This is a genomic window from Paraburkholderia megapolitana, from assembly GCF_007556815.1.
GTDB classification, from domain to species: domain Bacteria; phylum Pseudomonadota; class Gammaproteobacteria; order Burkholderiales; family Burkholderiaceae; genus Paraburkholderia; species Paraburkholderia megapolitana.
This window is the reverse complement of record NZ_CP041743.1, coordinates 1262661-1287849: the sequence shown is the minus strand read 5'-3', so window position 1 is coordinate 1287849 and position 25189 is coordinate 1262661. Positions and strand designations below refer to the sequence as shown.

At 61.9% G+C, this 25189-nt stretch carries 25 protein-coding genes; 11 read left to right on the top strand and 14 right to left on the bottom strand.

Going from position 1 to position 25189, the window contains the following annotated elements:
- Positions 1-4: 4 nt before the first annotated feature.
- The 4 genes from FNZ07_RS05490 to FNZ07_RS05475 form a co-directional block, all read right to left on the bottom strand.
- The gene (locus tag FNZ07_RS05490) at positions 5-3040 is read right to left on the bottom strand and encodes an FAD-binding and (Fe-S)-binding domain-containing protein (RefSeq protein ID WP_091012246.1); all 3036 of its coding nucleotides are present in this window, start codon (positions 3038-3040) and stop codon (positions 5-7) included.
- A 37-nt stretch (positions 3041-3077) separates the two neighbouring features.
- On the bottom strand, positions 3078-3860 hold the full coding sequence (locus FNZ07_RS05485) for a 2-keto-4-pentenoate hydratase (protein WP_091012244.1): 783 nt from the start codon (positions 3858-3860) through the stop codon (positions 3078-3080).
- Positions 3857-5146 (bottom strand): MFS transporter, encoded by a 1290-nt coding sequence (locus FNZ07_RS05480; protein ID WP_091012242.1) that lies wholly within the window; start codon positions 5144-5146, stop codon positions 3857-3859. The genes FNZ07_RS05485 and FNZ07_RS05480 overlap by 4 nt, the downstream gene beginning before the upstream one ends.
- 177 nt (positions 5147-5323) lie before the next feature.
- A complete protein-coding gene (locus FNZ07_RS05475) occupies positions 5324-6544 on the bottom strand; it encodes a pyridoxal-phosphate-dependent aminotransferase family protein (RefSeq protein WP_091012239.1) in 1221 nt (406 codons plus the stop codon).
- Positions 6545-6706: 162 nt separating this feature from the next.
- Between FNZ07_RS05475 and FNZ07_RS05470 the strand changes: the two genes are divergently transcribed.
- Positions 6707-7432, top strand: coding sequence for a GntR family transcriptional regulator (locus FNZ07_RS05470; protein ID WP_091012235.1), 726 nt, complete (start codon positions 6707-6709; stop codon positions 7430-7432).
- Between the two features lie 19 nt (positions 7433-7451).
- Here the strand turns inward: FNZ07_RS05470 and FNZ07_RS05465 are convergent, their stop codons facing one another.
- Entirely contained in the window at positions 7452-8168 is a 717-nt protein-coding gene (locus FNZ07_RS05465) for a FadR/GntR family transcriptional regulator (protein ID WP_245811483.1), read from the bottom strand.
- A 139-nt stretch (positions 8169-8307) separates the two neighbouring features.
- On the opposite strand from FNZ07_RS05465, the gene FNZ07_RS05460 reads away from it, so the two are divergent.
- The 3 genes from FNZ07_RS05460 to FNZ07_RS05450 are packed head-to-tail and all read left to right on the top strand — an operon-like array spanning position 8308 to position 11254.
- On the top strand, positions 8308-9114 hold the full coding sequence (locus tag FNZ07_RS05460; RefSeq protein ID WP_091012233.1) for a (Fe-S)-binding protein: 807 nt from the start codon (positions 8308-8310) through the stop codon (positions 9112-9114).
- Complete coding sequence (locus tag FNZ07_RS05455; protein WP_091012231.1) at positions 9111-9812, top strand: LutC/YkgG family protein; 702 nt, start codon at positions 9111-9113, stop codon at positions 9810-9812. Before FNZ07_RS05460 ends, FNZ07_RS05455 begins: the two co-directional genes overlap by 4 nt.
- The gene (locus FNZ07_RS05450; protein ID WP_091012227.1) at positions 9809-11254 is read left to right on the top strand and encodes a LutB/LldF family L-lactate oxidation iron-sulfur protein; all 1446 of its coding nucleotides are present in this window, start codon (positions 9809-9811) and stop codon (positions 11252-11254) included. The genes FNZ07_RS05455 and FNZ07_RS05450 overlap by 4 nt, the downstream gene beginning before the upstream one ends.
- 36 nt (positions 11255-11290) lie before the next feature.
- On the opposite strand, the gene FNZ07_RS05445 is transcribed toward FNZ07_RS05450, so the two are convergent.
- A complete protein-coding gene (locus FNZ07_RS05445) occupies positions 11291-11980 on the bottom strand; it encodes a haloacid dehalogenase type II (protein ID WP_091012224.1) in 690 nt (229 codons plus the stop codon).
- A 33-nt stretch (positions 11981-12013) separates the two neighbouring features.
- The gene (locus tag FNZ07_RS05440; RefSeq protein WP_091012221.1) at positions 12014-12646 is read right to left on the bottom strand and encodes a CGNR zinc finger domain-containing protein; all 633 of its coding nucleotides are present in this window, start codon (positions 12644-12646) and stop codon (positions 12014-12016) included.
- A 145-nt stretch (positions 12647-12791) separates the two neighbouring features.
- On the opposite strand from FNZ07_RS05440, the gene FNZ07_RS05435 reads away from it, so the two are divergent.
- Positions 12792-13487 (top strand): alpha/beta fold hydrolase, encoded by a 696-nt coding sequence (locus tag FNZ07_RS05435; protein ID WP_091012219.1) that lies wholly within the window; start codon positions 12792-12794, stop codon positions 13485-13487.
- Between the two features lie 79 nt (positions 13488-13566).
- Positions 13567-14337 carry an SDR family oxidoreductase gene (locus FNZ07_RS05430; protein ID WP_091012217.1) on the top strand — a complete coding sequence of 257 codons (771 nt, stop codon included), beginning with the start codon at positions 13567-13569 and terminating at the stop codon, positions 14335-14337.
- A 3-nt stretch (positions 14338-14340) separates the two neighbouring features.
- Here FNZ07_RS05430 and FNZ07_RS05425 read toward each other — a convergent pair whose 3' ends face one another.
- The 4 genes from FNZ07_RS05425 to FNZ07_RS05410 form a co-directional block, all read right to left on the bottom strand.
- Entirely contained in the window at positions 14341-14679 is a 339-nt protein-coding gene (locus FNZ07_RS05425) for a DMT family transporter (protein WP_177228280.1), read from the bottom strand.
- 130 nt (positions 14680-14809) lie between these two features.
- Positions 14810-16015: a porin gene (locus FNZ07_RS05420; protein ID WP_091012215.1), complete on the bottom strand. Its 1206-nt coding sequence runs from the start codon at positions 16013-16015 to the stop codon at positions 14810-14812.
- A gap of 37 nt (positions 16016-16052) precedes the next feature.
- Positions 16053-17537, bottom strand: coding sequence for a sodium:solute symporter family protein (locus FNZ07_RS05415; protein ID WP_091012213.1), 1485 nt, complete (start codon positions 17535-17537; stop codon positions 16053-16055).
- Positions 17534-17815, bottom strand: coding sequence for a DUF3311 domain-containing protein (locus FNZ07_RS05410; protein WP_091012211.1), 282 nt, complete (start codon positions 17813-17815; stop codon positions 17534-17536). Before FNZ07_RS05410 ends, FNZ07_RS05415 begins: the two co-directional genes overlap by 4 nt.
- A gap of 300 nt (positions 17816-18115) precedes the next feature.
- Between FNZ07_RS05410 and FNZ07_RS05405 the strand changes: the two genes are divergently transcribed.
- From FNZ07_RS05405 to FNZ07_RS05395, 3 genes are read left to right on the top strand one after another with little or no spacing between them, the layout of a single operon-like run.
- Positions 18116-18610, top strand: a complete 495-nt coding sequence (locus tag FNZ07_RS05405) for a helix-turn-helix domain-containing protein (RefSeq protein WP_207557262.1) — start codon at positions 18116-18118, stop codon at positions 18608-18610.
- Between the two features lie 4 nt (positions 18611-18614).
- Positions 18615-18980, top strand: coding sequence for a TIGR04076 family protein (locus FNZ07_RS05400; RefSeq protein WP_091012206.1), 366 nt, complete (start codon positions 18615-18617; stop codon positions 18978-18980).
- Positions 18977-20032 (top strand): aldo/keto reductase, encoded by a 1056-nt coding sequence (locus FNZ07_RS05395; RefSeq protein ID WP_211367888.1) that lies wholly within the window; start codon positions 18977-18979, stop codon positions 20030-20032. Before FNZ07_RS05400 ends, FNZ07_RS05395 begins: the two co-directional genes overlap by 4 nt.
- A 97-nt stretch (positions 20033-20129) precedes the next feature.
- Here FNZ07_RS05395 and FNZ07_RS05390 read toward each other — a convergent pair whose 3' ends face one another.
- Positions 20130-20756, bottom strand: a complete 627-nt coding sequence (locus tag FNZ07_RS05390) for an NADPH-dependent F420 reductase (protein ID WP_091012203.1) — start codon at positions 20754-20756, stop codon at positions 20130-20132.
- Positions 20757-20854: 98 nt separating this feature from the next.
- Here FNZ07_RS05390 and FNZ07_RS05385 point away from each other — a divergent pair, with 98 nt between their 5' ends.
- Both FNZ07_RS05385 and FNZ07_RS05380 read left to right on the top strand, forming a co-directional pair.
- Positions 20855-21745: a LysR family transcriptional regulator gene (locus FNZ07_RS05385; RefSeq protein ID WP_091012201.1), complete on the top strand. Its 891-nt coding sequence runs from the start codon at positions 20855-20857 to the stop codon at positions 21743-21745.
- An 84-nt stretch (positions 21746-21829) separates the two neighbouring features.
- Positions 21830-22639 (top strand): DUF72 domain-containing protein, encoded by an 810-nt coding sequence (locus tag FNZ07_RS05380; protein WP_091012198.1) that lies wholly within the window; start codon positions 21830-21832, stop codon positions 22637-22639.
- A gap of 18 nt (positions 22640-22657) precedes the next feature.
- Here FNZ07_RS05380 and FNZ07_RS05375 read toward each other — a convergent pair whose 3' ends face one another.
- Together FNZ07_RS05375 and zwf are read right to left on the bottom strand one after the other, a co-directional pair.
- Complete coding sequence (locus FNZ07_RS05375) at positions 22658-23413, bottom strand: ROK family protein (RefSeq protein WP_245811501.1); 756 nt, start codon at positions 23411-23413, stop codon at positions 22658-22660.
- 199 nt (positions 23414-23612) lie between these two features.
- Positions 23613-25154 (bottom strand): glucose-6-phosphate dehydrogenase, encoded by a 1542-nt coding sequence (gene zwf / locus FNZ07_RS05370; RefSeq protein WP_091012192.1) that lies wholly within the window; start codon positions 25152-25154, stop codon positions 23613-23615.
- Positions 25155-25189: the final 35 nt, after the last annotated feature.

Genomic DNA, 25189 nt, shown 5'->3' with positions numbered 1-25189 from the left:
TACCTCATCGTGTGACAAGCGCCCGCTCCAGCACCCGCGCAACATGCAGCGCATCGACACCCGCGCCGTCATGAATCTGATGCCGGCAACTCGTACCGTCGGCCACCGTCACCGTATCCGCACCCGCGCGCCGCACAGTCGGCAGCAGCGACAACTCCGCCATCGCGAGCGACGCATCGTAGTGCTCGGCCTCATACCCGAAGCTACCGGCCATCCCACAGCACGACGACTCCACCGTCGACACCTTCAGCTGCGGAATCCATCCCAGCACGGTCTGCACCGGGGTGAACGCAGCAAACGCTTTCTGATGACAATGCCCATGCACGAGCGCCTGTGACGTACTCGCCAACGGCTGCAGATCGAGCTGCATCCGTCCCGCCTCCGCCTCGCGAACGAGAAATTCTTCAAACAGGAACGCAAGCTTCGACAGCTTCACGGCATCGTCACCGAAGCCGTAGTGCAGGAATTCATCGCGCAAAGTAAGTAGGCACGACGGTTCGAGGCCGACCACCGGCACACCGCGCGCGACGAACGGTCGCAACGCATCGAGCATCCGGCGCGCTTCCCGCTTCGCTTCATCGACGAGCCCGGCCGCAAGAAACGTGCGGCCGCAACACAACGGCCGCTCGCCTGGCACCGTATTGAAATGCACCGTATAACCCGCCGCTTCCAGCACGCGTTGCGCTGCACGCGCGTTGTCGGGTTCGATATGGTTGTTGAACGTATCGACGAACAGCAACACCTCTTTCTGCGCGACTGCGTTCGACACTGGCGCAACAAGCGGCGGTACCGTCGACAGAAACGACTTGCTGAAACGCGGCAACGCGCGCTGCGCCGCGAAGCCGAGCATGCGCCGCGTCCATGCGGACAACACCGGTACATTGTTCGCCAGCGCGACGAGTCGAGGCATACGACTCGCAAACGGCGCATACCGCGGCAGGTACGCGACCAGCTTCTCGCGCATCCGCACACCATGGCGGCCAGCCCAGGCCGCACGCGCTTCGATCTTCAGCTTCGCCATATCGACGCCGGTCGGGCAATCGCGCTTGCAGCCCTTGCACGACACACACAGGTCGAGCGCATCCTTCACTTCGACGCTAGCCAGCCCGGCATCGCCGAGCTGTCCCGACAGCGCGAGGCGCAGCGTATTCGCACGACCACGCGTGACATGTTGCTCGTCCTTCGTCACGCGATAGCTCGGGCACATCGTGCCCGCATCGAACTTGCGGCAATGGCCGTTGTTGTTGCACATCTCGACCGCTTTCGCGAGCCCGCCGGTCAGATCGCCGCCGCTACCGGCCGGTGTTTCGGCGCCGGTCAACGGATCGCGTTCGACGTTCCATGCGGACCAGTCGAGCGCGGGAGTCAGCGCGCGCTCGCGATACCCAGGCGCGAAGCGGAAATGACGTGCGTCATCCATCGCCGGTGGCCGCACGATCTTGTCCGGATTGAAGCGGTTGTCGGGATCGAGCAGCTGTTTGATCTCGCCGAATGCCCGGTTCAAACGCGGACCGTACTGCCACGCGATCCATTCGCCGCGACACAGCCCATCGCCGTGCTCGCCCGAATACGCGCCCTTGTATTCGCGCACGAGCGCCGCCGCTTCATCTGCGACGGCGCGCATCTTGTGCGCGCCGTCGCGACGCATGTCGAGAATCGGCCGCACATGTAGCGTGCCGACGCTCGCGTGCGCGTACCACGTGCCTTCGGTGCCGTGACGATGAAACACCTCGGTCAGGCGACTCGTGTAGTCGGCGAGATGTTCGAGCGGCACCGCGCAATCTTCGATAAACGACACCGGCTTACCGTCGCCCTTCATGCTCATCATGATGTTCAGACCGGCCTTGCGCACTTCCCACAACGCCTTTTGCGCGTTCGCATCCGGCATCTGCACGACCGAGCCGGGCAAGCCGAGATCGCCCATCAACTCGGTCAGTTGGCCGAGCGCGGCGAGCTGCACATCGCGCGCATCGCCGGCGAACTCGACCAGCAGGATCGCTTCGGGCGCGCCGACCAGCGCCTGCTCGATCACCGGACGAAACGCCGGGTTGCCGATCGCGAGATCGATCATCGTGCGATCGACCAGTTCGACTGCAACCGGATGCAGCTTGACGATGTGTTGCGTGAGTTCCATCGCTTGCCGGAAGGTCGGGAAGTTCACGACGCCGAGTGCCTTGTGTGCCGGCAATGGCGCGAGCTTCAGCGTCAGTTGCCGGCTGAACGCGAGCGTGCCTTCCGAGCCGACCAGCAGATGCGCGAGGTTCGCCGAACCATCGTCGGTATAGGCGCGCGGGTTCTGGCAGTCGAACAGGTCGATGTTGTAGCCGCCCACACGACGCAAAACTTTCGGCACGCGTTCGACGATCTCATCGCGTTCGCGCAACGCGATGCGTTTCAATCCATCGACGATCTGCTGCATCCGCGCACCGTCCGGCGCCGTATGCAACGACCCAAAGCGCGCGTTTGTACCGTCCGCAAGCACGGCGTCGATCGCGTCGACGTTGTGCACCATGTTGCCGTATTCGATCGAGCGCGAGCCGCACGAGTTGTTGCCGGCCATTCCGCCGATCGTGCACTGCGCAGCCGTCGATACGTCCACCGGAAACCACAGGCCATGCGGCTTGAGCCACGCGTTCAGATGATCGAGCACGACGCCGGGTTCGACGGTAACTGTGCGCGCGGCTGCGTCGAACGCGACGATGTTGTTCAGCCATTTGCTCGTATCGATCACCAGCGCTTCGCCTACCGTCTGTCCGCACTGGCTCGTGCCCGCGCCGCGCGCGAGCACCGGCACTTTTTCGCTGCGCGCGACCTCGAGCGCGATGCGCAGATCGTCCTGATCGCGCGGCACGACGACACCGAGCGGCGTGATCTGATAGATCGATGCGTCGGTTGCATAGCGGCCGCGGCTGGCTGCATCGAACAGCACGTCTCCTTGCAGCGCACTGCGCAGGCGGCTTGCGAGCGGCGTCAACATGCGCGACGCCGTCGGCACCAGATGAATCGGTTGCGCGAGCAGTGAAGCAGTGGGATTCGTCATGAGGTCGTCGATCGGGGAGATGGGCTACACGCTACGTTCAACGCAGCGCGAGATTCACCGGAGCGAGGCCATCGATATGCCCGCTCAGTTCGCCCGCGGTTTCCGGGAAGAACATGCCGGTGTACGAGCCAGTCGTGATCACCCATTCGGGCGTCACTGCGATACGCAGTTTCCGCGTGCAATGATTGACGAGCCATGGCAGCAACCGCCGCGGGTCGCCCGCTGGATTCGACGGTGCGCTGTGCAACACGTCGCGGCCTTCAAAGTGAAGCTGCAACGCCGGTGCGACGAACGGAAAGTCCGCGCGATAACGCGTGAACTCGCCGACAATCAGCGCCCCGTGATTCTGCAAATCGGCGAGCTGCGCAAGCCGGTCGATTTCGGGCCAACCCGTGTAGCGACTCGCCACGATCTCGACGGCGGCAGCGATCCCATCGATACCTGCGAGTACTTCGGCATCGCTGTACGGCTCATTCGATGGTTCGAAGCGGCGCGCAAAACGAAACGCGATCTCCAGCTCGAGACCCGCCGGCACGTACTCGCTGCGCGTCAGGCGCGCACCGCTCGCGTGGATGCCGGCAGCCGGCAACGGTGCGCCCTGCACCGCCGCTACCGGCGATTTCGCGCCGACCTTCCAGCCGCCGATGCGCGCATCGGCAAGCCACAGCGTCTCGTGCTGGATCGCATACGCGGCATCGGCGTCTGCAGGCACGAGGTCCGGTGCGGGTGCGTCGAGCCGCGTACGCGCCGCGCGGGCACTCGCGAGCATCTCGCTCAATGCATGAAGTGGCGCATCCAGGCGCCCGGCGAACGAGCTCATGCTCCGACTCCTGTTACCGGCGGATGTGCGCCTGGGGGCACGTCCAGTTCGAAACGGCTGTCGGGCTGCATGCGGAACGCGAGCACGACGCCAATCGCCATCAACAGCATGCTGCCGGCAAACGGCAGCTCCCAGCTACCGAACGTATCGATCAGGAAACCCGAAAACACCGGCGAGATGATCGCGGCTAGCGCCGAGCCGGTATTCATCATGCCGCTCGCGGTGCCCGAGTACTGCGGCGCGATGTCCATCGGGATCGCCCACATCGGACCGATCGTCATTTCCGCGAAAAAGAAACCGCCCGCGAGACACACCATCGAGACATACAGGTTGTGCACGAACATCAACGGCACCAGCGAAAGCAGAGTAAGCAGCATGCAGATCGACACCATCCAGCTACGCGCCCGCTTCAGGCTGCGCGTGCGCTCGAACAGACGATCGGTCACCACGCCGCCGAGCGTATCGCCCAGCACCCCCGCGAAAAACACCGCCGAAGCAAACACCGCCGACTTCTTCAGATCGAGCTGATAGCTATGCAAGAAGTACTGCGGAATCCAGCTCAGAAACAGCCACAACGTCCAGCCGTAGCAGAAGTACACAATCGTGACCGGCGTCATACGCTTGAAGAGACGCCGCCACGGCACGTCGGCGGCTTTCGGTTTCGGCGCGGGCAACACGTCGAGTTCGTCCGTCGTGATACGCGGATGATCCTTCGGATATTCGGTGAACGTCACCGCCCACACAATCACCCACAACAGACTGATCGCGCCGCAGATATAGAACGATTCGCGCCAGCCCCACGTCGCCATCACGAGCACGATCGCACCGGGCGCGATGGCGTTGCCGATGCGCGCCGCGGCATGCGTGATGCCCTGCGCGAAACCGCGCCGTTCTTTCGCAACCCAGCGCGACATCGCGGCGGTGGCCGCCGGAAACGTGGCGCCTTCACCGAAGCCGAGCAAAAGGCGCGCGGCGAGCAGCGACGTAAGACCACCGGCAAAACCCGTCAGCAGCGTGGCCAGTGCCCAGATCGCACCGCACGCAATCAGCGTGCGTTTTGCGCCAAAGCGATCGCTTACCCAGCCGCCGACAATCTGGAACACGAGATACGGATACGCGAACGCCGAGAACACCAGCCCGACTTCGGTATGCGACAGCTGAAACTCCTTGCCGAACCCGGCCGCCGCAGTACTGACGTTGACGCGGTCGAGGTACGTGATGAAGTACATGATGCACAGCATGATGAGAACGATACTGGTCGGACTGGTCACGCGAAACCGCTTCATCGTTTGTCTCCGTTGCTGGTCGACGGCGCGCCGGTGTGGGTCCGGTGCCCGCATGGGGTGAACGGCTGCGTTCAGGTCGCGCAGTCCGGCTCGCCGCTCGCTAATGTGATACCTGCCCGTGATGCCTGCCGGGTTTGCGGGGTTTGCTCGATCCGACGCCGAGCGCCCTGCGACACCTCAAGCCGCGGCTTTCAAACCCGCCGCATGCGCTTGCCCGGTCAGCCACGCCATCGCCTCGGGCAAACCACTCGCGGCCAGCGGCACACCGGCGAGCTGCAATCCCATCTCGCAACCGGCAAGCGTCGCCAGCAACGTGAGGTCGTTGCAGTCGCCAAGATGGCCAATGCGGAACATGCGGCCTTTCATCTTGCCGAGCCCCGTGCCCAGCGACATGTCGAAGCGCTCGTAGATGAGCTTGCGCACCGCATCCGCGTCGATGCCGTCGGGCATCATCACGCCCGTGAGCACCGGGCTGTACACCGCAGGGTCCGCGCACTGGATCTCGAGGCCCCACGCACGAACCGCACGGCGACACGCTTCGGCAAGCCGCGCATGACGGGCGAATACGTTGTCGAGCCCTTCGTCGAGAATCATGTCGAGCGCTTCGGACAACCCGTACAGCAGGTTCGTGTTCGGCGTGTACGGCCAGTAGCCCGTCTTGTTCATCTCGACGATCTCGGTCCAGTCCCAGAAGCTGCGTGGCAACTTCGCCTCGCGGCTCGCGGCGATGGCTTTCGGCGAGAGCGCATTGAAGCTGATACCCGGCGGCAGCATCAAACCCTTCTGCGAGCCCGACACGGTGACGTCGACGCCCCATTCGTCATGGCGATAGTCGGCGCACGCGAGACCTGAGATCGTATCGACGAGCAGCAGCGCCGGATGACCGGCCGCATCGATGGCGCGACGCACAGCCGCGATGTCCGATGTCACGCCCGTCGAGGTTTCGTTGTGCACGACGCAGACCGCCTTGATTGCATGCTGTGTGTCTTCGCGCAGCCGCGCTTCGATCATCTGCGGCTGCACGCCGCGCCGCCAGCCTTCGATGCCCGGCAAACCGATGAACTCCGGCTTCAGCCCCAGGCTTTCGGCCATCTTCTTCCACAGCGTCGCGAAGTGCCCGGTCTCGAACATCAGCACGGCGTCGCCAAGGCTCAGCGTGTTCGACAGCGCGGCCTCCCATGCGCCGGTGCCCGACGCCGGGTAGATCACGACCGGCTGCTGCGTCTTGAAGATCTGTTTGATGCCGTCCAGCACCTTCAGACCGAGCGCGCCGAACTCCGGGCCGCGGTGGTCGATGGTCGGATAGCTCATCGCCCGCAGAATCCGGTCGGGCACCGGGCTCGGCCCTGGAATTTGCAGAAAGTGGCGGCCGGCGGGGTGGAAGTCCAGTTTCAGCATGCGATTTCCTTGAGTTGAATTTTGCATGCAAAAAACTATATCAAACGAATGTGCTCGCACCCAAGGTCAAAATCGCCAGGGTATACGCCTGTCATTGCTCATGCTTACTTATTTCCACGCCTTTCGCTAAAATGACGCGAAACCTAGGTTGGAGATTTTTGTATGCAAAATTCGGACTTTGACGCGCAATTTGCCGGTGCGACGCGGATGCCGAAGGTGGAGCGCCAGCGGCTCCACGACACGGTCGTCGAGCACATCCGCCGTTTTATCGTCGAGGGTGTGCTGGAGCCGGGCAAGAAGCTCAACGAGCGCGAGCTGTGCGAAACGCTTGGCATTTCGCGCACGCCGTTGCGCGAAGCGTTGAAGGTGCTCGCCGCCGAAGGCCTGATCGATATCGAACCGAATCGCGGCGCGTCGGTATCGAAGATGTCGGAAGCGGAACTGCGCGAAACCTTCGAACTGATGAGCGGGCTCGAAGCATTCTCGGGCGAACTTGCGTGCGAGCGCATCACGGCCGCCGAGCTCGCGGAGATCAAGGCGTTGCACTACGCAATGCTCGCGTGTCGCGCGCAGAACGATCTGCCGGGCTACTACAGCCGCAACCAGGCGATCCACGAAAAGATCAACGAGGCAGCGCGCAACACCGCGCTGCGGCAGACGTATATCGCCGTGAACCGGCGCCTGCAGGCACTGCGGTTTCGCTCGAACTACCAGATTCCCAAATGGGACCGCGCGATTCATGACCACGACGAAATGCTGAAGGCGCTCGAAGCGCGCGACGGCAAGCGGCTTGCTGCGATCCTGCGCCAGCATCTGCTCGACAAGCGCGATGCGGTGCTGCAACTTCAGTCCAGTGAGAATGCAGCGGGCTCGTCGTTGCAGGCCTGAGCGCTGCGCGGGTTAGCGCTTACTCGTCGTCCTCTTCCGTCCTGCTGCGCACATAGTCGATGTGCGCCTGCATTGCCGTGCGCGCCTCTTCGGGGCGTCGCGCGCGAATCGCCTCGCACAGCGTGCGATGCTGCAACAGCAGCAGCGTCGATGCCTCTTCGTCGCGCTCGCGCAAACCCGTGCCACTGATCGCAATGTGTTCGCGCAGCATGCCGATCACGCTGGCATGCAGATGCAGGAACATCGTGTTGTGCGATGCGTGGGCAATCGCTTCGTGAAGTTGGGCGTCGGCGATGGCCTCGGCGGATTTATCGTCGGTGCGCCTTGCGCGCTCCAGCTCGCGCATCTGCGCACCGATGCGCTTCAGGTCCGCCGCATCCGCGCGTTGTGCCGCAAAGTAAGCGGTCGCGCCTTCCAGCACGCGCCGGAATTCGAGGATGTCGTCGCGCAATGCCGGGTGATCCGCTACCAGTTGGCCCCATGGCGACGCGATGCCGGTGCGTAGTTTGTCCGTGACGAACACGCCCGCGCCGCGCCTGCTCTGCAGCAGGCCGCGCGCCGCCAGCCGCTGGATCGCCTCGCGCACCGTGTTGCGCGACACGTCGTATTGCTCGGCCAGCACACGCTCAGCGGGTAGTCGCATGCCGACGCTCCACGTGCCGTCCAGCAACGCGGTTTCGAGCCGGCGCATCACCGCTTCGACGCGGCCCCGCGTGGGCGTGCCTGGCGCTTTCATCGCTACCTCTCCATCTCGTGTGTTTGTGCGTAGTGGTCCAACCAATTTGAACCCACGCGAGGAAGCTGGGATTATGCGCCGATCGATGCTGCGGCCAGTACGAATACGGCACCGCCGCATGTAATACGGAGCGTTCCCCATGCACGACCGGCACTATCCCTCGACGCGGCCCGACCACGTCTATCTGTTCGCGACCTGCCTCGTGGATATGTTCGTGCCGCAAGCCGGGCTCGATGCGGTGAAGCTGCTCGAACGCGAGGGGCTGACGGTCCACTTCCCGCGTGCGCAAAGTTGCTGCGGGCAACCGGCGTACAGCAGCGGGAATCCAGAGCAGGCGCAAGCGGTTGCGCGCGCGCAACTCGACCTGTTTGGCGAACCGTGGCCGATAGTCGTGCCGTCGGGTTCGTGCGCAGGCATGATGCGCCATCACTGGCCGCTGCTGTTCGAGCACGACGCCGATGCGCAGAAGAAAGCTCAGGCACTGGCCGGCCGTGTTTACGAACTGAGCGAATTCCTGTTGCGCGTATTGAACGTGCGGTTCGATCGCGTAACCACCGCTGCGGCTGCGTTGCCCACGGAAAACGTGGTGCTGCATACGTCCTGCGCTGCGCGCCGCGAAATGGGTACGCGTGTGCATGGCGTCGAACTGGTCGACGCGTTGCCCGGCGTGACGCGAATCGAACACGTGCGCGAGTCGGAATGCTGCGGCTTTGGTGGCACGTTCTCGCTGAAGCATCCGGACATCTCCGGTGCGATGGTGCGCGACAAGGTCGCTTCCGCGTGTGCGACTGGGTGCGACCGGCTCGTTTCGGCGGATTGCGGTTGTCTGCTGAACATCGGGCACGCTGCGGCTCATCAGCAGGCGCCATTGCCGGTCGAGCATCTCGCGACGTTTCTGTGGCGACGCACCGGTGGCGATCGCGTGAGCGAAGGAGAGTCCGCATGAACGCGCGCGAACGGATGTTGGGCCGGTTGCGCGCTGCGCCGCCTGCGGCTGCAGTAGCAATCGACGATCTCGACCAGCGCATCGACGCGCACTACGCCGCCCGACATGCTCGCGATCCGCACTCCGCGCAGGCGCGGATCGAGTCGATGCAGGCGGCGCTGACGGCGGCGCACGCCGAAGTGTGGTGTGCGGATGCTGCGTCGTGGGCGCCCCAGCTCGCCGATCGGCTCGCTGCCAACGGCGTGCACCAACTGCTACTCGATCCCAACACACGCGAAGGTGCTGCCCTGACGCGTGCGTTGCCGCCGTCCGTTGCAGCACGCGCCTATACGCAACCGATCGAAACCTGGAAAGCCGAACTGTTCGACACCGTCGACGCCGGCTTCACCGTCGCGCGCTCGGGACTTGCGGCAACCGGCACGCTGGTGCTGGCACCCGATGCCGGCACACCGCGCACCGTCTCGCTCGCGCCGCCGCTCCATATCGCGCTCGTCTACGCGCATACGTTGCACGCAGATCTGCATGCAGCGGCTAAGGCCGAGCGCTGGCGCGACGGCATGCCGACGAATCTGGTGCTGATCTCCGGCCCGTCGAAAACCTCCGACATCCAGCAGACACTTGCATACGGCGCACACGGCCCACGCCGCGTGTGGGTCATCATCGTGACGGACGACACCAACGACGGAGCCAACCGATGAGCACTCAGCCGCTGCACTTCGTCCCCTCCGCCGATTTCAAAACCCGCGCCCGCGCCGCACTCGATGACCCGAAGTTGCGCAACAGCTTCCGCGGCGCCATGGATTTCCTGCAACAGAAACGCGCAGTCCAGTTTCCCGACGACGCCGAACTCGACACACTGCGCGATCTCGGTGAAGCGGTGCGTCAGCACGCGCTCTCACGACTGCCCGAACTACTGGTCCAGCTCGAAGAGAAACTCACCGCGGCCGGTGCTCACGTCCACTGGGCCGAAACCGCCGAAGAAGCGAACGCGATCGTGCATCGCATCGCGCAGTCGCGTGAGGCGCGGCGCGTGATCAAGGGTAAGTCGATGGCGAGCGAGGAGATCGAACTCAACCATTACCTGGCTGAGCGCGGTATCGAATGCATCGAGTCGGATATGGGCGAGTACATCGTCCAGCTTGCCGGCGAAAAACCGTCGCATATCGTGATGCCCGCGATCCACAAAACCCGCGGCGACATCGCCGCGCTATTCGAGCAGCACATCCCCGACACCCCCTACACCGAAGATGTCGACGAGCTGATCCAGACCGGCCGGCGCGCGCTGCGACATGCGTTCGTCGATGCCGACATCGGGTTATCGGGAGTAAACTTCGCCGCCGCCGACACCGGCACGCTGTGGCTCGTCGAGAACGAGGGCAACGGCCGCTTATCGACGACGGTGCCCGACGTGCATATAGCAATCATGGGCATGGAGAAAGTGGTCGCGAAGCTCGAGCACATCGTGCCGCTTTCGAGCCTGCTGACACGCTCGGCGACCGGCCAGGCGATCACCACCTACTTCAACCTGATCTCAGGCCCGCGCCGCGCAGGCGAACTGGACGGTCCACGCGAAATGCACGTCGTGCTGCTCGACAACGGCCGCACCCAGGCGTATGCCGACACGCAACTGCGCGCGACGTTGCAATGCATTCGCTGCGGTGCGTGCATGAACCACTGCCCGGTGTACACGCGGATCGGTGGACATGCGTACGGCACGACCTACCCGGGGCCGATCGGCAAGATCATTTCGCCGCATCTACTCGGCCTCGACGCAACCGCCGATCTACCCACTGCATCGAGCCTGTGCGGTGCCTGTGGGGAAGTGTGTCCGGTGCGCATTCCGATTCCGCAGTTGCTGATCCGTCTGCGTACCGAAGCGAATCGCTCACCGGATGAAGCGGTGGCGCATCCACTGCGCGGTCAGGGAGCGAACTTCAGTCGCCGCGAGCATATCGTCTGGCGTTTCTGGAGTGGCGCGTTTGCGCATCCGCGTGTGTACCGGGTGTTTCGCTGGGCTGCTACGCGGTTGCGTGCGTTGACGCCGGCAAAGCAAATGGGTTGGACCCAGCATCGGATGCCGCTCAAGCCAGCGGCGCGCAGTCTCGCGGATTTATTGCGTGAGCGGGGGCAGGCGGAATAGGTTTTAAATCCGGTTGGCGCAAGGCGGCTACGAATCTCAAGTGGCTGCGTTGGCCGCATCGAACAACCGCACGATCTCATCCACCCCACCCACCTCCCAGTCCGGCCTCTGCCCCATCTCTTCGAAGACGTTGTCGGCGCGATTGATCCAGCAGGTCGGGAAGCCGAAGTAACGCGCCCCGGTGGCATCCCAGGCATTCGACGATACAAACAGAATGGCGGTGCGGTTAACACCGAAAGCCTGTTCCGCCAGGGTGTAAACGCGGTCGTCCGGTTTGTAGATGCGGAGTGGATCGACACTAAGCAGATGATCGAATGCGTCACGCAGTCCGGCATGGTCGACCACTGCGCCGATCGAATGCGGCGAACCATTCGACAGCACCGCGAGCTTCAGGCCACGACGCCGGAGTTCGCGCAGTGCATCGGGGACCTCGGCGAACGGCTTTAACCGCAGATAGGCTTCGCACAGCGCATCGCGGGTAGTGTCGTCGAGTGCAAGCCCTAGATGCCTGCACGTATAACGCAGTGCATCTTCCGTTGCCTGCTCGAACGTCACGTAGCGGTTCATCAAGCTGCGCAACCACGTGTATTCGAGTTGCTTCTGCCGCCACAACGCGCTGATCTCGCGTCCACGACCTGGAAACCGCTCATTGCACTGCTCGGCAACCGAATGGACATCGAACAACGTCCCGTACAGATCAAATGCAATCGCACGAATGTGCTTCATCTCACGCCTCCTTGATTACTCGTCAGCCACGCTTCAACTGGCCGCCTGCTCCTTGAGCCGCCGCCGATGCGCCGCCACCTTCGCACGGTTGCCGCAGATCGCCATGCTGCACCAGCGGCGCGCGTGGCCACGCGTGTGATCGGCAAACATCAACGTGCATCTCGGACCTTCGCACGCCTTGACCTGGGTGAAGTCTTCGTCACAGACAAGCTTGGCCATGGCTTCGGCGAGCGGCAGCAGCAGCGACTGCGCCGAATGCCACCGGCGCGTTTCGCGAAACTCGAACACGGTCTCGTCATCACGTTCGCTGGCGACGATTTCGCTATATCGCTCGTCGCGCTCAAGCAACTGGTTTAGCGGTTCGAGCTCGCGCAGGTTTTTCGCGCTCAACGGCTTGCCTTTGCGTTTCTGTACGAACTCTCTGAACCACTCGCGCAGGCCCCGCGCCTGCGCTGCGATCTCGTCGAGCTCAATGGCCGTCGATTGAACCCGCATCGTTTCGAGCACCGTGCGCGACACCATCCCCGCCTGCTCCAGCCACGCCAGCAAACCCTCCCCGTCGCTGATCCAGTCGACTTCTTCATCCACCGGCGTAGCAACCGAATTGAGGAAATCGAGCCCGGGCGCATCGGCCACGAATATCGCGGGAATCTGTCGGTAGTTCATATCTCGGACGAGTGTGAAGTGATGATTACACATCGTAACCATCAAAATACTTCTTGACAAGTTACATCTCCATTTTGTAACCTCTAAAACAACATCAATAAGGTTACAGACGCAAAACAATCCCGTCTTTCAAAGGAGCGAAGAAATGAGTTCTGACAATGTGAGCGCGGTACTGGTACACGGCGCGTGGGCAGACGGCTCGAGCTGGAGCAAGGTGATCGATCGTCTGGCGGCACGCGGTATTCATGCGATCGCGGCACCGCTGCCGCTCACGTCGCTCGATGACGACGTGGCCGCTCTTGAAAGAACGCTCGAACGGATCGAAGGTCCGGTGGTGCTGGTGGGGCATGCGTATGCCGGGGCGGTCATCGGTTCGGCACGCGCCGTGAATGTCAGGGCTTTGGTCTATGTTGCCGCGCTTGCGCCGGATGAAGGCGAGACGGTTGGCGACGTGTTCAATCGCGGTGAAGCGCACCCGCAGGCACCGAAAATTGCACCGGACCGTCACGGTTTGATCTGGCTACCGCAAGACGCATTCGCACAGGCGTTTGCACAGCATGCGAGCCCGCAGGAGCTGACGGTGCTCGCCGCCGTTCAGCGGCCCATTGCGGTTGCATCGATTGGCAAGGCTGTTGCGCGTCCGCTGTGGAAAGACCTGCCGTCATGGTTCCTCGTAGCCGGGCAGGACCGGATGATCAACCCGGACACGCAACATTTCATGGCGAGCCGTATGAACGCAAACGTGCGTTCACTTGAGGTCGACCATACGCCGAGCGTCACGGCGCCCGATGCGGTAACCGACATCATCGGCGAAGCAGTCCAGTCCGTATCGGCGCACTAACTCGTTAGCGGTTCGTTGTAAGTGCGCCAATGCAGTAGTCGTCGCCCACCCATTCATCATTGAGCCAAGGAGAAACGAAATGTCCACGAAAGTAGCCATCGTCACAGGTGCGAGCCAGGGTATCGGGCGCTCGACTGCAATCAGGCTGGCGCGCGACTTCACGTCGATCGTGCTGGTTGCGCGTAATCGCGAGAACCTCGAGCAGACCGCCGCGGAAGTAACCAAAGCGGGGGCTACGCCGCTTTTAATCGACGCTGACCTCTCTGAGCCCGAAGTTGCACAGGACGTGGTCAATCAAACGCTCGCCGCATTTGGGCGGATCGACGCGTTGCTCAACATTGCGGGTGCGGTACCGCAAATCGATGTGTTCGATATGACCGACGAACAGTGGGACAAGGGGCTCGCACTGAAACTCCACGGCGCGCGCCGGTTGACGATCGCAGCGTGGCCGTCGTTGAAGGAATCGTCAGGGTCGGTCGTGTTGATGTCGGGTAATTCGGCGTTGTTTCCGAAGGCGCCGTATGCCGCTGTAGGCACGATCAACGCGGCGATCGTGGCGCTGGCCAAAGCGTTCTCGGATCGCGGTATTGCCGACGGCGTGCAGGTCAACAGCGTATTGCCCGGCCCTGTGATGACTGGTCGGCGGCAATCGTATCTCGAGCATTGGGCGCCGCTGCACAACATGACGGTCGAAGAAGCGACCGCCAGGTTCCCGGTTGAAGCAGGCATCTCGCGATACGGCACGCCGGAGGAAATCGCGGAGTTGATGGCGTTCATCGTGTCGCCCGCGGCGCGCTGGATGACCGGGTCGACATTGAGAATGGACGGTGGAGAAGTCAAATCGATCTGATCTTCAGGAACCGTTGCCGCTGAGATTGAGCAAAACGATCCCGCATATCGCGGTGCCGATTCCGATTGTCTTGACAAGGCTCAGGGCCTCGCCGAACCAGATAATCCCGATCGCCGCGGTCAACGCAGCACTACTGCCCGCCCAGGCCGCATACGCCATGCCCATTTCGATTCGCTTTGTTGCTAGCGCCATGAGCCAGACTGCGGTCGCATAGCACGCGACCGTCAATATCGAAGGAAGTAAGCGCGTAAAGCCGGAAGAGAGATTGAGCGCCGCGGTACCCAACGATTCGGCGGCAACGCTTGCAGCAAGAAGAGCCCAGGCGATCTGCGTGGTAAGCATTTCCAGTCCTCGCGAGCCGAACGTTTATACCGAACGTTCAGCGAGCGGGAATGGATAGCGGTACCCGTAAGGCGCTCAAAATAACATCTCGCATCGGGCGTTGCAACTTGAGCCCGTTGCACGCATCGCGTTAGAACGCGTGATACATCCCCACGGACATCAACAGTTGTTTCGAGCTGCTGGAGTCGTAACCGGCGCCCGCAATCTCAGCAATCGCAGCACGCCCGGTTACAGCGCCGTTTGCGCCGAGCACCGGTGCAATGCCGTCACCGCCCGCCTTCTGGAAGATCGCAATCGCGTACAGACTCGTACGCTTCGACAGCGCATAGTTCACGCCCAGATTGATTTGCTGGAAGTCGGGCTTCAGGTTCTGATAGTCGGCCTTTCCTGCGTTGTAAATGTATGCGGCGCCCAGCAGTAACTCTGGAGTCACCCTGAAGGTCGCACTGGCTTCATACGCGTCCATCTTGAAGTCGTTACCGTTGCCCGCGCCCGCGAAACCATTGACGACAAAGTACTGACTGTTCTCGAGGTCGGTGTGCGAATAGTTCAGTGCGAAGGTTGCGGGGCCGAGCGCGTACGAACCGCCCACCGTGAACACCTTCATCGCATTGGCATCCTGCAGTCCGACGTAGTTGTTCAATGAGCCCACATAGTTGCCGTTCGACGCGTACACGCCGCCCGTGCCGCCCGCATTCGTAGCGGGATTCTGAATGTCCAGATACCCGGCCGCCACCGAGAACGGCCCGCGTGTATAGGCGGCCGCCAGCGACCACACGCGATTCGTCGAGAAATCGCCCGCCACACCGCCGAAGCTGAACATCCCTTCCACATGCAGGCCGCCCAAGGTCGGACTCACATACTTGACGGCGTTGTTGATCCGTATCGACTGATTCAGATTGTCGAGGTCGCCGAAATGCGACCCGTAGCCGGTCGCGAAGTTGTTGCTCGAAGGGAAGTAGCCGACTGTCAACGAAGGCGGATCGTACTGACGTCCCAGCGTTACTGCGCCCCACCGGTCGTTGCTCAGACCCACGAACGCCTGTCTGCCGAACTCGGTGCCGCCTTGCCCGAGTCTGCCGCTCTGGATGTTGAAACCGTTCTCGAGCGTGAAGATCGCAGAAGTACCGCCACCGAGGTCCTCTTTGCCCTTGAGTCCCCACAGGTTGCAGCTCGGCGGTCCGCACGTGTCCGATTCGACAACGCGACCTTTGCCGGTATTGTTGACGACGGTAATGCCCGCGTCGACAAGCCCATATAGCGTCACGCTGCTCTGGGCTTCGGCTAACGCAGGCAGCGCCAGAAGCGCAGCAACGCAGAGGCTGCTCTTTTTCATCGGGATCTCCAGATTGTGGGCAGGACTATTCGCGTACTTATTTGCTCGCGGCAAGCGCTTCAGCCGCCACCCCAAGCGACACCGCATGCGGCGTCGGCCGCGGCGTAGCCAGACTGACGAGCACCACCGTCGCAGCGTTGATCGCCATCGCAATCAGCCCCGGTTCGCACTGAGGTGCAAGCGCGGCCCAGTAGTGCGCGGCAAACGGCGCAAGCAGCGCAACGAAACCGGCGACGAGCCCCGCAAGCACACCGATTGCGGTCGTCCGCTTCCACAAAAAGCCGAGGAAAACAGCGGGCGCAAGCATGCCGATGGCCGAATACGCATCGAGCAGAATCTTGACGAGCGAACCCTTCTGGCTGATCGACAACCACACGGCAATCGCCGCAAACACGATCAACGATCCGCGCGATATCAGCAATGAAGTGCGGTCCTTGAGACCGGGAAGAAACGGCGCGACGACGTTGCGGCTGAAGATCGAGCCAGCAGTCAGCAGAAGCAGTGCACCCGGCGCGAGCGCCAGCAGAAATCCGGTTCCGGCCACAAGCCCCACGACAGGCGCTGAATAACGCTCCGAAATGAATTGCAGCAACGCCGCGTTCAGATTGTTTCCAGGAGGGTGCGTACCCGCGAGCAGCGCCGCAAAACCAAGCAGGACGATGAAGAAGTACGCCAGCGAATAGAGCGGTTGCCAGATCGCATTGCGCCGGATCGCGGTCGCGCTTTGCGCCGTGTACGACATCTGGAACAGATGCGGAAACACCCAGTTTCCGAGCGCAATGTTGATCGACGACGTCATCAACCAGATCGCCGTCGTAGGCGACGAAGGATCCAGGCCCGGAAATCTGCCGATGCCCGGATGCTGCACTTCTGCCATGTGAAAAATATCGAGCATCGACGCGGCACCGACTTTGCCCGCCACCGTCGCACTGAGCAGCACGACGACCACGATCATCAGTACATCCTTGACACCCGCTGCAAACGCCGCGGAGCGAATCCCTGCGACAAACACGAACGCGATCATCAGCAAGCCCGCAATCAGCGTAGCGGCCTGGATGGAGATCAGATCGTCGAGCGTCAGTTGAACGATCAAACCGAGACTGACCAGTTGAATCTGTACGTAGACGATCAGCGAAGCAATGCCGATCACACCGGTCAGCACACCAAGCCAGGTCGCGTCGTAACGCGCAGCAAAGAAGTCCGCCTGCGTAACGAGTTGCCGCGTGCGGCCCGCGCGCCAGATTTTCGGCATCAGCCAGTAACCGATCGCGTAGCTCATCGACACCGAACAGAACGCCAGGTAAGCCGGTGCGCCCAACGCCCACGCGTAACCGGAAATGCCGAGCACGGCGAAGGTCGTGTAGACCTCACCTGCATTCATGAACCAGAAGATCAGCGCACCGAGACTGCGACCGCCGACCGCCCAGTCCGAAAACGTGTGTCCCTTGCGCGTACGCCGACCATAGCTCACTGCTCCGGCTACCGTCCCGAGCAGAATCACAACGACGATGACAAGCTTCATCGTGGTTCTCCTCTCGAGGAAACCTGCGTCGCGGCAATAAAGGCCTCCTCCTCGCGCTCGACACCGTGCGCCCAATCGAGCCGGAACACCACCGCGATCAACACACTGGTCAACACAATCCCCGCGAGCTGCCACAGCATCGGAAACGGCAAGCCGAACGGCGACCACGACACACCGTTGACGACGGGCGCGAGACCGGCCTGCCAGATAAAAGGCACGACCAGCAACCATCGATACGTATGACGGCCGGTGCCGCCCGTCGCAGGATCTTGTGCCACAGCGCCTTCTCCTTGTGAAGTTACACTGCACTACTCGACGCGAAGTGTGCACCCGGATTGCACAACATTTCAAGCCAGTCAAAAATAACTTCGAGTCGATATGAATAAGGAAAACCCTGGAATATCGCGGTATCTCATGAAATATAGGGATTGCCACCAACACGCAGGCGCCTCCGCTCCGCGACATTGACGGTGCATTTCTGTGCGCCTATACTGCACATCAATGTTCGATGCAGCTGTACAAGCCGAGGTTAAAAATTGATCGGTGAACGACTCAAGGAATTACGCACCGCGCGCGGCATGTCGTTGCGCCAACTGGCAAGTCTCGCGGACGTTTCGCCTACCCTGCTGAGCCAGATCGAGCGGTCGGTCACCGACCCGAGTCTCGAAACGATGCGGCGTCTCGCGGGGGTATTCGGAGAATCGGTGGCCTCGCTATTTGCCGGAACCGTGACGTCTTCGGTATGGATCAGCCGGCCGGGCAATCGCTCGCGGTTGATCGCACCGAAGGGACGCGTCGGTTACGAACGGCTGACTGCCGGCAACGGGCAACTCGAGGTACTACGTGCCGTGTTGCAGCCGGGCGAGATCTCAGCAGATGAGCCGCGCAGCCATGCGTCCTCGGAGTGCGTGTATGTCATCGCGGGTGAGTTGATTGCACAGATAGACGGCATCGAATACCCGGTGGCAGCCGGCGAAAGCATTTCATTCGACTCGCGCTTGCCGCACCGGTATCGCAACGGCTCCACCGCCCCCACCGAAATCATCCTGTCGGTCACGCCACCGAACCCCTAAGCCCATGACTTCCGATACCCACGACGAGCACTCGTTCGAGCTCTACGACCTGCGCGTCGAAGTCGTCGCTCCTGAAGGCGCGAAGCTCTATTGCGGCGCAAACGTCGGTGACTACTTCGAACTACGCGGCGAAATGCTGCATCTGCCTCCCGGGCAGGCGTTTTCGATTTACTCGCTGGCGGCACTGCTGCCGCTTCTGCCGGCCAAGCAGCGCGCAACCGATCCGCACGACTGGATGTCGACGGATGCCGAAGTGGCATGCCCCGATCCCAATTGCCCCTCGCGCTTTCGCATTACGCGGCTCGGCAAACGCCGCTTCCGGCATGCGGATACCACCGCGGTCAAACTCGCTGATAAGGACCCTGAATGACACAGATGGAGCGGGTCGAACTGGCGCCCGGCTATTCGGTTTCACGCATTTTTAAAGGCGGCTGGCAACTGGCTGGTGACCACGGAAGTGTGGATCGTGCGGCTGCAATCGCGGACATGGGCGCGTACTACGACGCAGGCATTACCGCATTCGATTGTGCCGACATCTACACCGGTGTCGAAGAAATGATCGGCGAGTTCCGCGACGATTACCGGAATCGCCGGGGCGCAGATAGCCTCGCCCAATTGAAGATCCACACGAAGTTCGTCCCCGATCTGTCGTCGCTGAAGACGATCGGCCGGGCACTCGTCGAGCAAACTATCGACCGCTCGCTATCGCGGCTGCGCGTCGAACGGCTGGACCTTGTGCAGTTCCACTGGTGGGATTATTCGGTGCCGCGTTATCTCGAGGTTGCACACTGGCTGCGGGAGTTGCAGCAGGCGGGCAAGATCGACCGGGTGAGCGGCACCAACTTCGATACTCAGCGTACGAGGGAACTCGTCGAATCGGGTGTTGAACTGACGAGCATGCAGGTGCAGTACTCGCTGCTAGATCGACGTCCCGCGCAGCAACTGAGCGCCTATGCGCGCGAGCACGGCATTCATCTGTTTTGCTACGGCACGGTAGCCGGCGGCTTTCTTTCCGGGCGATGGCTCGGCGCGACCGAGCCGGGGCGCGACATACCCAATCGCTCGCTCATCAAGTACAAGCTGATCATCGACGATTTCGGCGGCTGGGATATTTTCCAGGCGCTGCTGCAGACGCTCGACAAGATCGCGTCCAGACATGGTGTATCGATTGCCACTATCGCGACGCGCTGGGTGCTCGATCAGGAACAGGTGGCGGGCGCGATTGTCGGTGTGCGTCGCGGGGACCATCTGCCGGAGCATCTGAAGGTCATGGCGGTCGAACTCGACGCGCAGGATCGGGCAGCGATTGCGCAGGTGCTGGCGCAAAGTTCGACGATCGACGGCGACGTGTATGGCGTCGAACGCGATATTCATGGGCGGCACGGCGCGATCATGAAGTACGAACTGAATGCCACTGCGTGACACTGCATGACACAGTGCTAAAAATTCCACCTGTCGACGCCGCACCGGCACCAGCCGGCGCTGCATGACAGGCGGAACGGAGCACTGCCCCAACCACTCAGACCTTGATCCAGACAGGTGCGGTGACCGGACCCCAGCCAAGAAAGAAGCCGAAGTGGATATTCATTTCACCGATCGGCTCGATGAACCGGCTGTTGCTCAACGGGCCTGCGTCCACGGGCTCAAAACCAATTGCGTTCGCCAGTTGCGAGACCTCGCGCTTCGCAGTGTCGTCGTCACTTGCCACGAACACCTGCAGAGTCTTGCCCTTACGCGCGTCGGCCGCCAGAAGCCCCGCAAAAATCGTGTTGAACGCTTTAACGACCCGCGCCTGCGGAGCGATTGACTGGATCTGCTCGGCGGCCGACGTGGTGTGGCCTACGACCAGACTCTTGAAGTCGGCACTGATCGGGTTGCTGATATCCACCAGGATCTTGCCCGACAGATCTCCTGCCACTCCAAGCACTTCGGCTATCGCCTGATACGGCAACGCCAGGATGACGACGTCCGCCAGCTTGACCGCCGCGGCTATCCCTCCTCCCTGAACCTGAGAGCCGAGATCGCCGGCTAGCGCCGCCGCTTTCGCAGGATCGTGGTGGCCGATGACGAGTGGAATGTTCGCGGCTGTCAATGCACGAGCCAAACCCGCGCCCATGTTGCCGCTACCGATAATCGCTACTTTCATGGATGTCTCCAGTTCGTTGCAGGAGTCACCACTTTGAACTGCAAACAGAACGAGATAAATCCGTGATATGTTTTCACATTCCAAACAGGACGTGTGGAATGGATCAACTTGCCAGCATGCGTGTCTTTGTCAAAGCCGTCGATCTCGGGTCGTTTTCGGCAGCCGCCGACGCGCTGCAAATCTCGTCCCAACTGGTAGGCAAACACGTGCAGACGCTGGAGCATCACCTCGGTGTGCGACTCCTGAATCGAACCACACGCCGGCAAAGTCTCACCGATATCGGGCGCGCCTTTTACGAGCGGACCAAGATCATCCTCGCGGAAGTGGAGGCGGCAGAGAGCCTTGCGGCCGAAACGCGTGCCGTGCCGCGCGGGCGCCTGCGCATCAACGCGCCTGTCAGTTTCGGCATGCATACGCTTGCACCCGAGCTTCCCGACTATATGCAGGCATTTCCGGAGGTGTCCGTCGATCTGACGCTGTCGAATCGCGTAGTCGATGTGATCGAAGAAGGTTATGACGCAGTGTTTCGGGTCGGCGATCTGTCGGATAGCGGCTTGATTGCCCGTGCGCTTGCGCCGTATCCGTTGATCGCGTGTGCAGCGCCGTCGTACCTCGCTTCTCATTCTCCGCTGCGAACACCGGCCGACCTGCGGCAACACGAGTGCCTCGGTTTTTCCGCGACATCCCTCAGACACAGCTGGACATTTGAAGGACCGGAGGGGCGTGTATCAGTGCCCGTGTCCGGGCGCTTCATGACCGATCATGGAGAACCGTTGCTCTCTGCGGCGGTTGCAGGGCTTGGCATCATGCTTCAACCGCTGGAACTGGTAAGAGGTGCGCTGAGCCGGGGAGAGCTCGTCGTCGTGTTACCGGAGTACCGGATCGCTCCGCGTCCTCTTCACATTCTGTATGCCCCCGATCGGCGCGTGACACCTAAACTGCGCAGCTTTCTGGACTTCGCTGTCGCTCGGTTTGGACAGACCGCCTAGCTGACATTCTTTCGAGCGTCGCTAACTCTGTCCACCAATTCGCTAAACTTGCCAGAGCACCGAACCCACCCGGAGACGTCACTCATGGCAACCAAGCAAGCGCGCATCCTCACCGGCATCGGCGGCTGGACGTTCGAACCATGGCGCGGCGGCACGTTCTATCCGGAAGGACTCACGCAGAAACGCGAACTCGAATATGCGAGCCGCAAGCTAACGTCGATCGAGATCAACGGCACGTTTTATGGTTCGCAAAAACCATCGACGTTCGCCAAATGGCGCGACGAAACGCCGGATAACTTCGTGTTTTCGTTAAAGGCGCCGCGTTACGCGACGCATCGTCGGGTACTGGCGGAAGCGGGTGAATCGGTCGAGCGTTTCATTGCCAGCGGCATACTCGAACTGCAGGACAAACTCGGCGCGGTGAACTGGCAATTCCCCACGACCAAGCAGTTCGACGCCGAAGATTTCGACGCCTTCCTGCAATTGCTGCCGAAACGCGCCGAAGGTCGCACGCTACGTCATGCAGTCGAAGTCCGTCACGAGAGCTTTCGGTGCGATGCCTTTGTCGCGCTCGCCCGCCGGCACGGCGTTGCAATCGTGATCGCGGGCGATTCGGATTATCCGCAGATCGCCGATGTCAGCGCACCGTTCGTCTACGCGCGGATCATGGGCACGACCGAAGCGCATCCACAAGGTTACGATGCACGCGCACTCGACCTATGGGCTTCGCGTGCGCGTACGTGGTCGAAAGGCGACACGCCGGATGGGCTCGACACGTTCGGCAAGAAACCGGCTGCACAAACGGCGCGTGACGTGTACCTGTATGTGATCAGCGGCTATAAGGCGAGCAACCCGGCCGCTGCGATCGCATTGATCGAGCGGCTGGCGGGTTGATGATTCGAAACGGAACGCCTAGCTAAACGCGCCGGTGCGCTGATTCGCTTCCGGCAGTTGCCGCGATTCGCGCAGCGAGCGCGGATGCCAGAGCTTTGCACCACCCTCGATACCCGCATCGTTGGAAACAATAGCCACGTTCGACGGCAACGTGAACTTGAGCCGCGCGGCGTTGCCACCGCCAATCCACAGCTTGTCGTAGTTCACGACCACCGCGAGGATGCGAATGATCCGCTGCACCCGCTTGTTCCATTCCTTGTTGCCGGCCTTCTTGCGCGCCGCGTCGCCGATGTACTCGTCGTAAGTACGACCCTTGCTGACCGGGTGTTGCGAGAGCTCGAGATGCGGCATCAGTTCGCCATCGCGAAAGAACGCCGTGCCCGCGCCGGTGCCGAGCGTCAGAACAAGCTCGATGCCGTGACCCTCGATCGCGGCGAATCCCTGCACCTCCGCATCGTTGATCATCCGCACCGGCAGGTCACCGAGACGCGACGAGAGAGCACTGGCAAGCGGAATGTCATGCCAGCCTTCCACGCCGAAATGCGGTGCCGTCAGGATGCGGTTGTTACGCACGAAACCCGGAAAACCGATCGAGATCTGCGTCGGCGGATGCTGGGCGACGATCGGTGCGACCAGCGCCACGAGTGCATCGACGAGTTGCCCCGGTGTGCACGGATGCGGCGTCGCGACGCGCACACGTTCGGTCAGCATCTTGCCGTGCGCATCGAGGATCGACGCCTTGAGCCCGGTCCCGCCGATGTCGATCGAGAGAATCTGCTCGGTTTTCTTGCCGCGCTTTACCGCAGCCGTCTTGCGCGCCGCGCGCGGTTTCGCGCTGGAAGCGGGCTTCGCTTTTGTCGTGGTGGTCTTTGCCTTGCGAGTCGTCACGCTGTTTCCCCTGTCAGTTGAGTGGGTTCGCCTGCTCTAATCGATCCGAGCGTTTCACCTCTTCGGTTGAGTTTGCGGGTCATGCCTACACGAGCGGCCGCCATGTATGGCCATCGCGTGCGAGCATCGCATCGCTTTCCGCCGGTCCTTCGCTGCCCGCCGCATAGCCATGCACGGGCACTGCGCCGCCCTTCGGATGCAACACGTCCTCCACCACGGCCCAGCTAGTCTCGATGCTATCCGCACGCTGGAACAGCGTCTCGTCGCCGAGCATGCAGTCGTACAGCAGCGTTTCGTAACCAACGTTCGCGCGTTCCGCAAAGAAGTTGCTGTAATCGAACGACGATTGCACCGCGCCGAGCTGCATCACCGGGCCCGGCACTTTTACGTTGAAGTCGAAGCTGGTGCCGTGCGCGGGGTCGATGCGCAGCGTCAGCACGTTCGGCACGAGTTGATCGACCGGTGTGTCACGAAACAGGCGATACGGCACCGCTTTGAGCTGCACGGAGATTTCCGTGCGACGTAGCTTGAGGCGCTTGCCCGTGCGCAGATAGAACGGCACGCCGGCCCAGCGCCAGTTGTCGATGAAGACGCGCGCGGCTGCGTAGGTTTCGGTCGTGCTGTTCGGCGCGACGTCCTGCTCTTCGCGGTACCCCACGCCCGCCGGACCTTTTTCGTACTGGCCGAACACGACGTCGTCGGGATGCAGCGGTTTCATCGCATCGAAGATATCGGCCTTCTTGTTGCGCACGCTTTCGGCATCGAAGGAATTGGGCGGCTCCATCGCGACCATGCCAAGCAGCTGGAACAGGTGATTGGGCAGCATGTCGCGAAACGCGCCGGTCTGCTCGTAGAACTGGCCGCGCGCTTCGACGCCGATCGTTTCCGCCGCGGTGATCTGCACCTGATCGATATACTCGCGCCGCCAGATCGGCTCGAACAGCGCATTCGCGAAACGCACCGCGAGGATGCTCTGCACAGTGTCCTTGCCGAGAAAGTGATCGATGCGATAGATCTGCGATTCCTGCGCATACGTGAGGATGTGCGCGTTGAGATCGCGCGCCGAGGCGAGATCGGTGCCAAACGGCTTCTCGATGACGACACGCCGGAACACGTTGTCGCCTTCCTTCAGCAAACCGGCCTTGCCGAGCCGTTCGACGATCGGTTTGAAAAAGCGCGAGCTGACGGCGAGATAGAAAATCACATTGCCGCCACCCGCACTGTCGATCTGCTGTTTGAGCGTGTTGAACACGTCGTCGGATTCGAACTCGCCGGCCATGTATTGCAGCCGCTGCGCGATCCAGTTCCACGCGGCATCGTCGAGCTTGCCTGCGTGGAAAGTGCTGGCCTTGTCTGCGGCGAACTGGTCGAGCGACTGCTTCAGGTCTTTCGACCACGCCGCCGTTTCCATTTCGCCGTGATTCACCCCGACAATCTTCATCCCGGCATCGAGCAGGCCATCCACCGCGAGGTTGTACAACGCCGGCATCAACAGCCGTTTGGTCAGATCGCCGCCCGCGCCGAAGATGACCAGCGTGCAGGACGGCGCGGGGCGTCGGCCCGCCGCGGCGGGTGGCGTCACTGCGTCAGTGGAGGAAGAAGCGGATGTGTTCGGAGTGGTCGTCATGGGAAGCGCCTGAAGAAGAGTCGGACGGGCAGCAC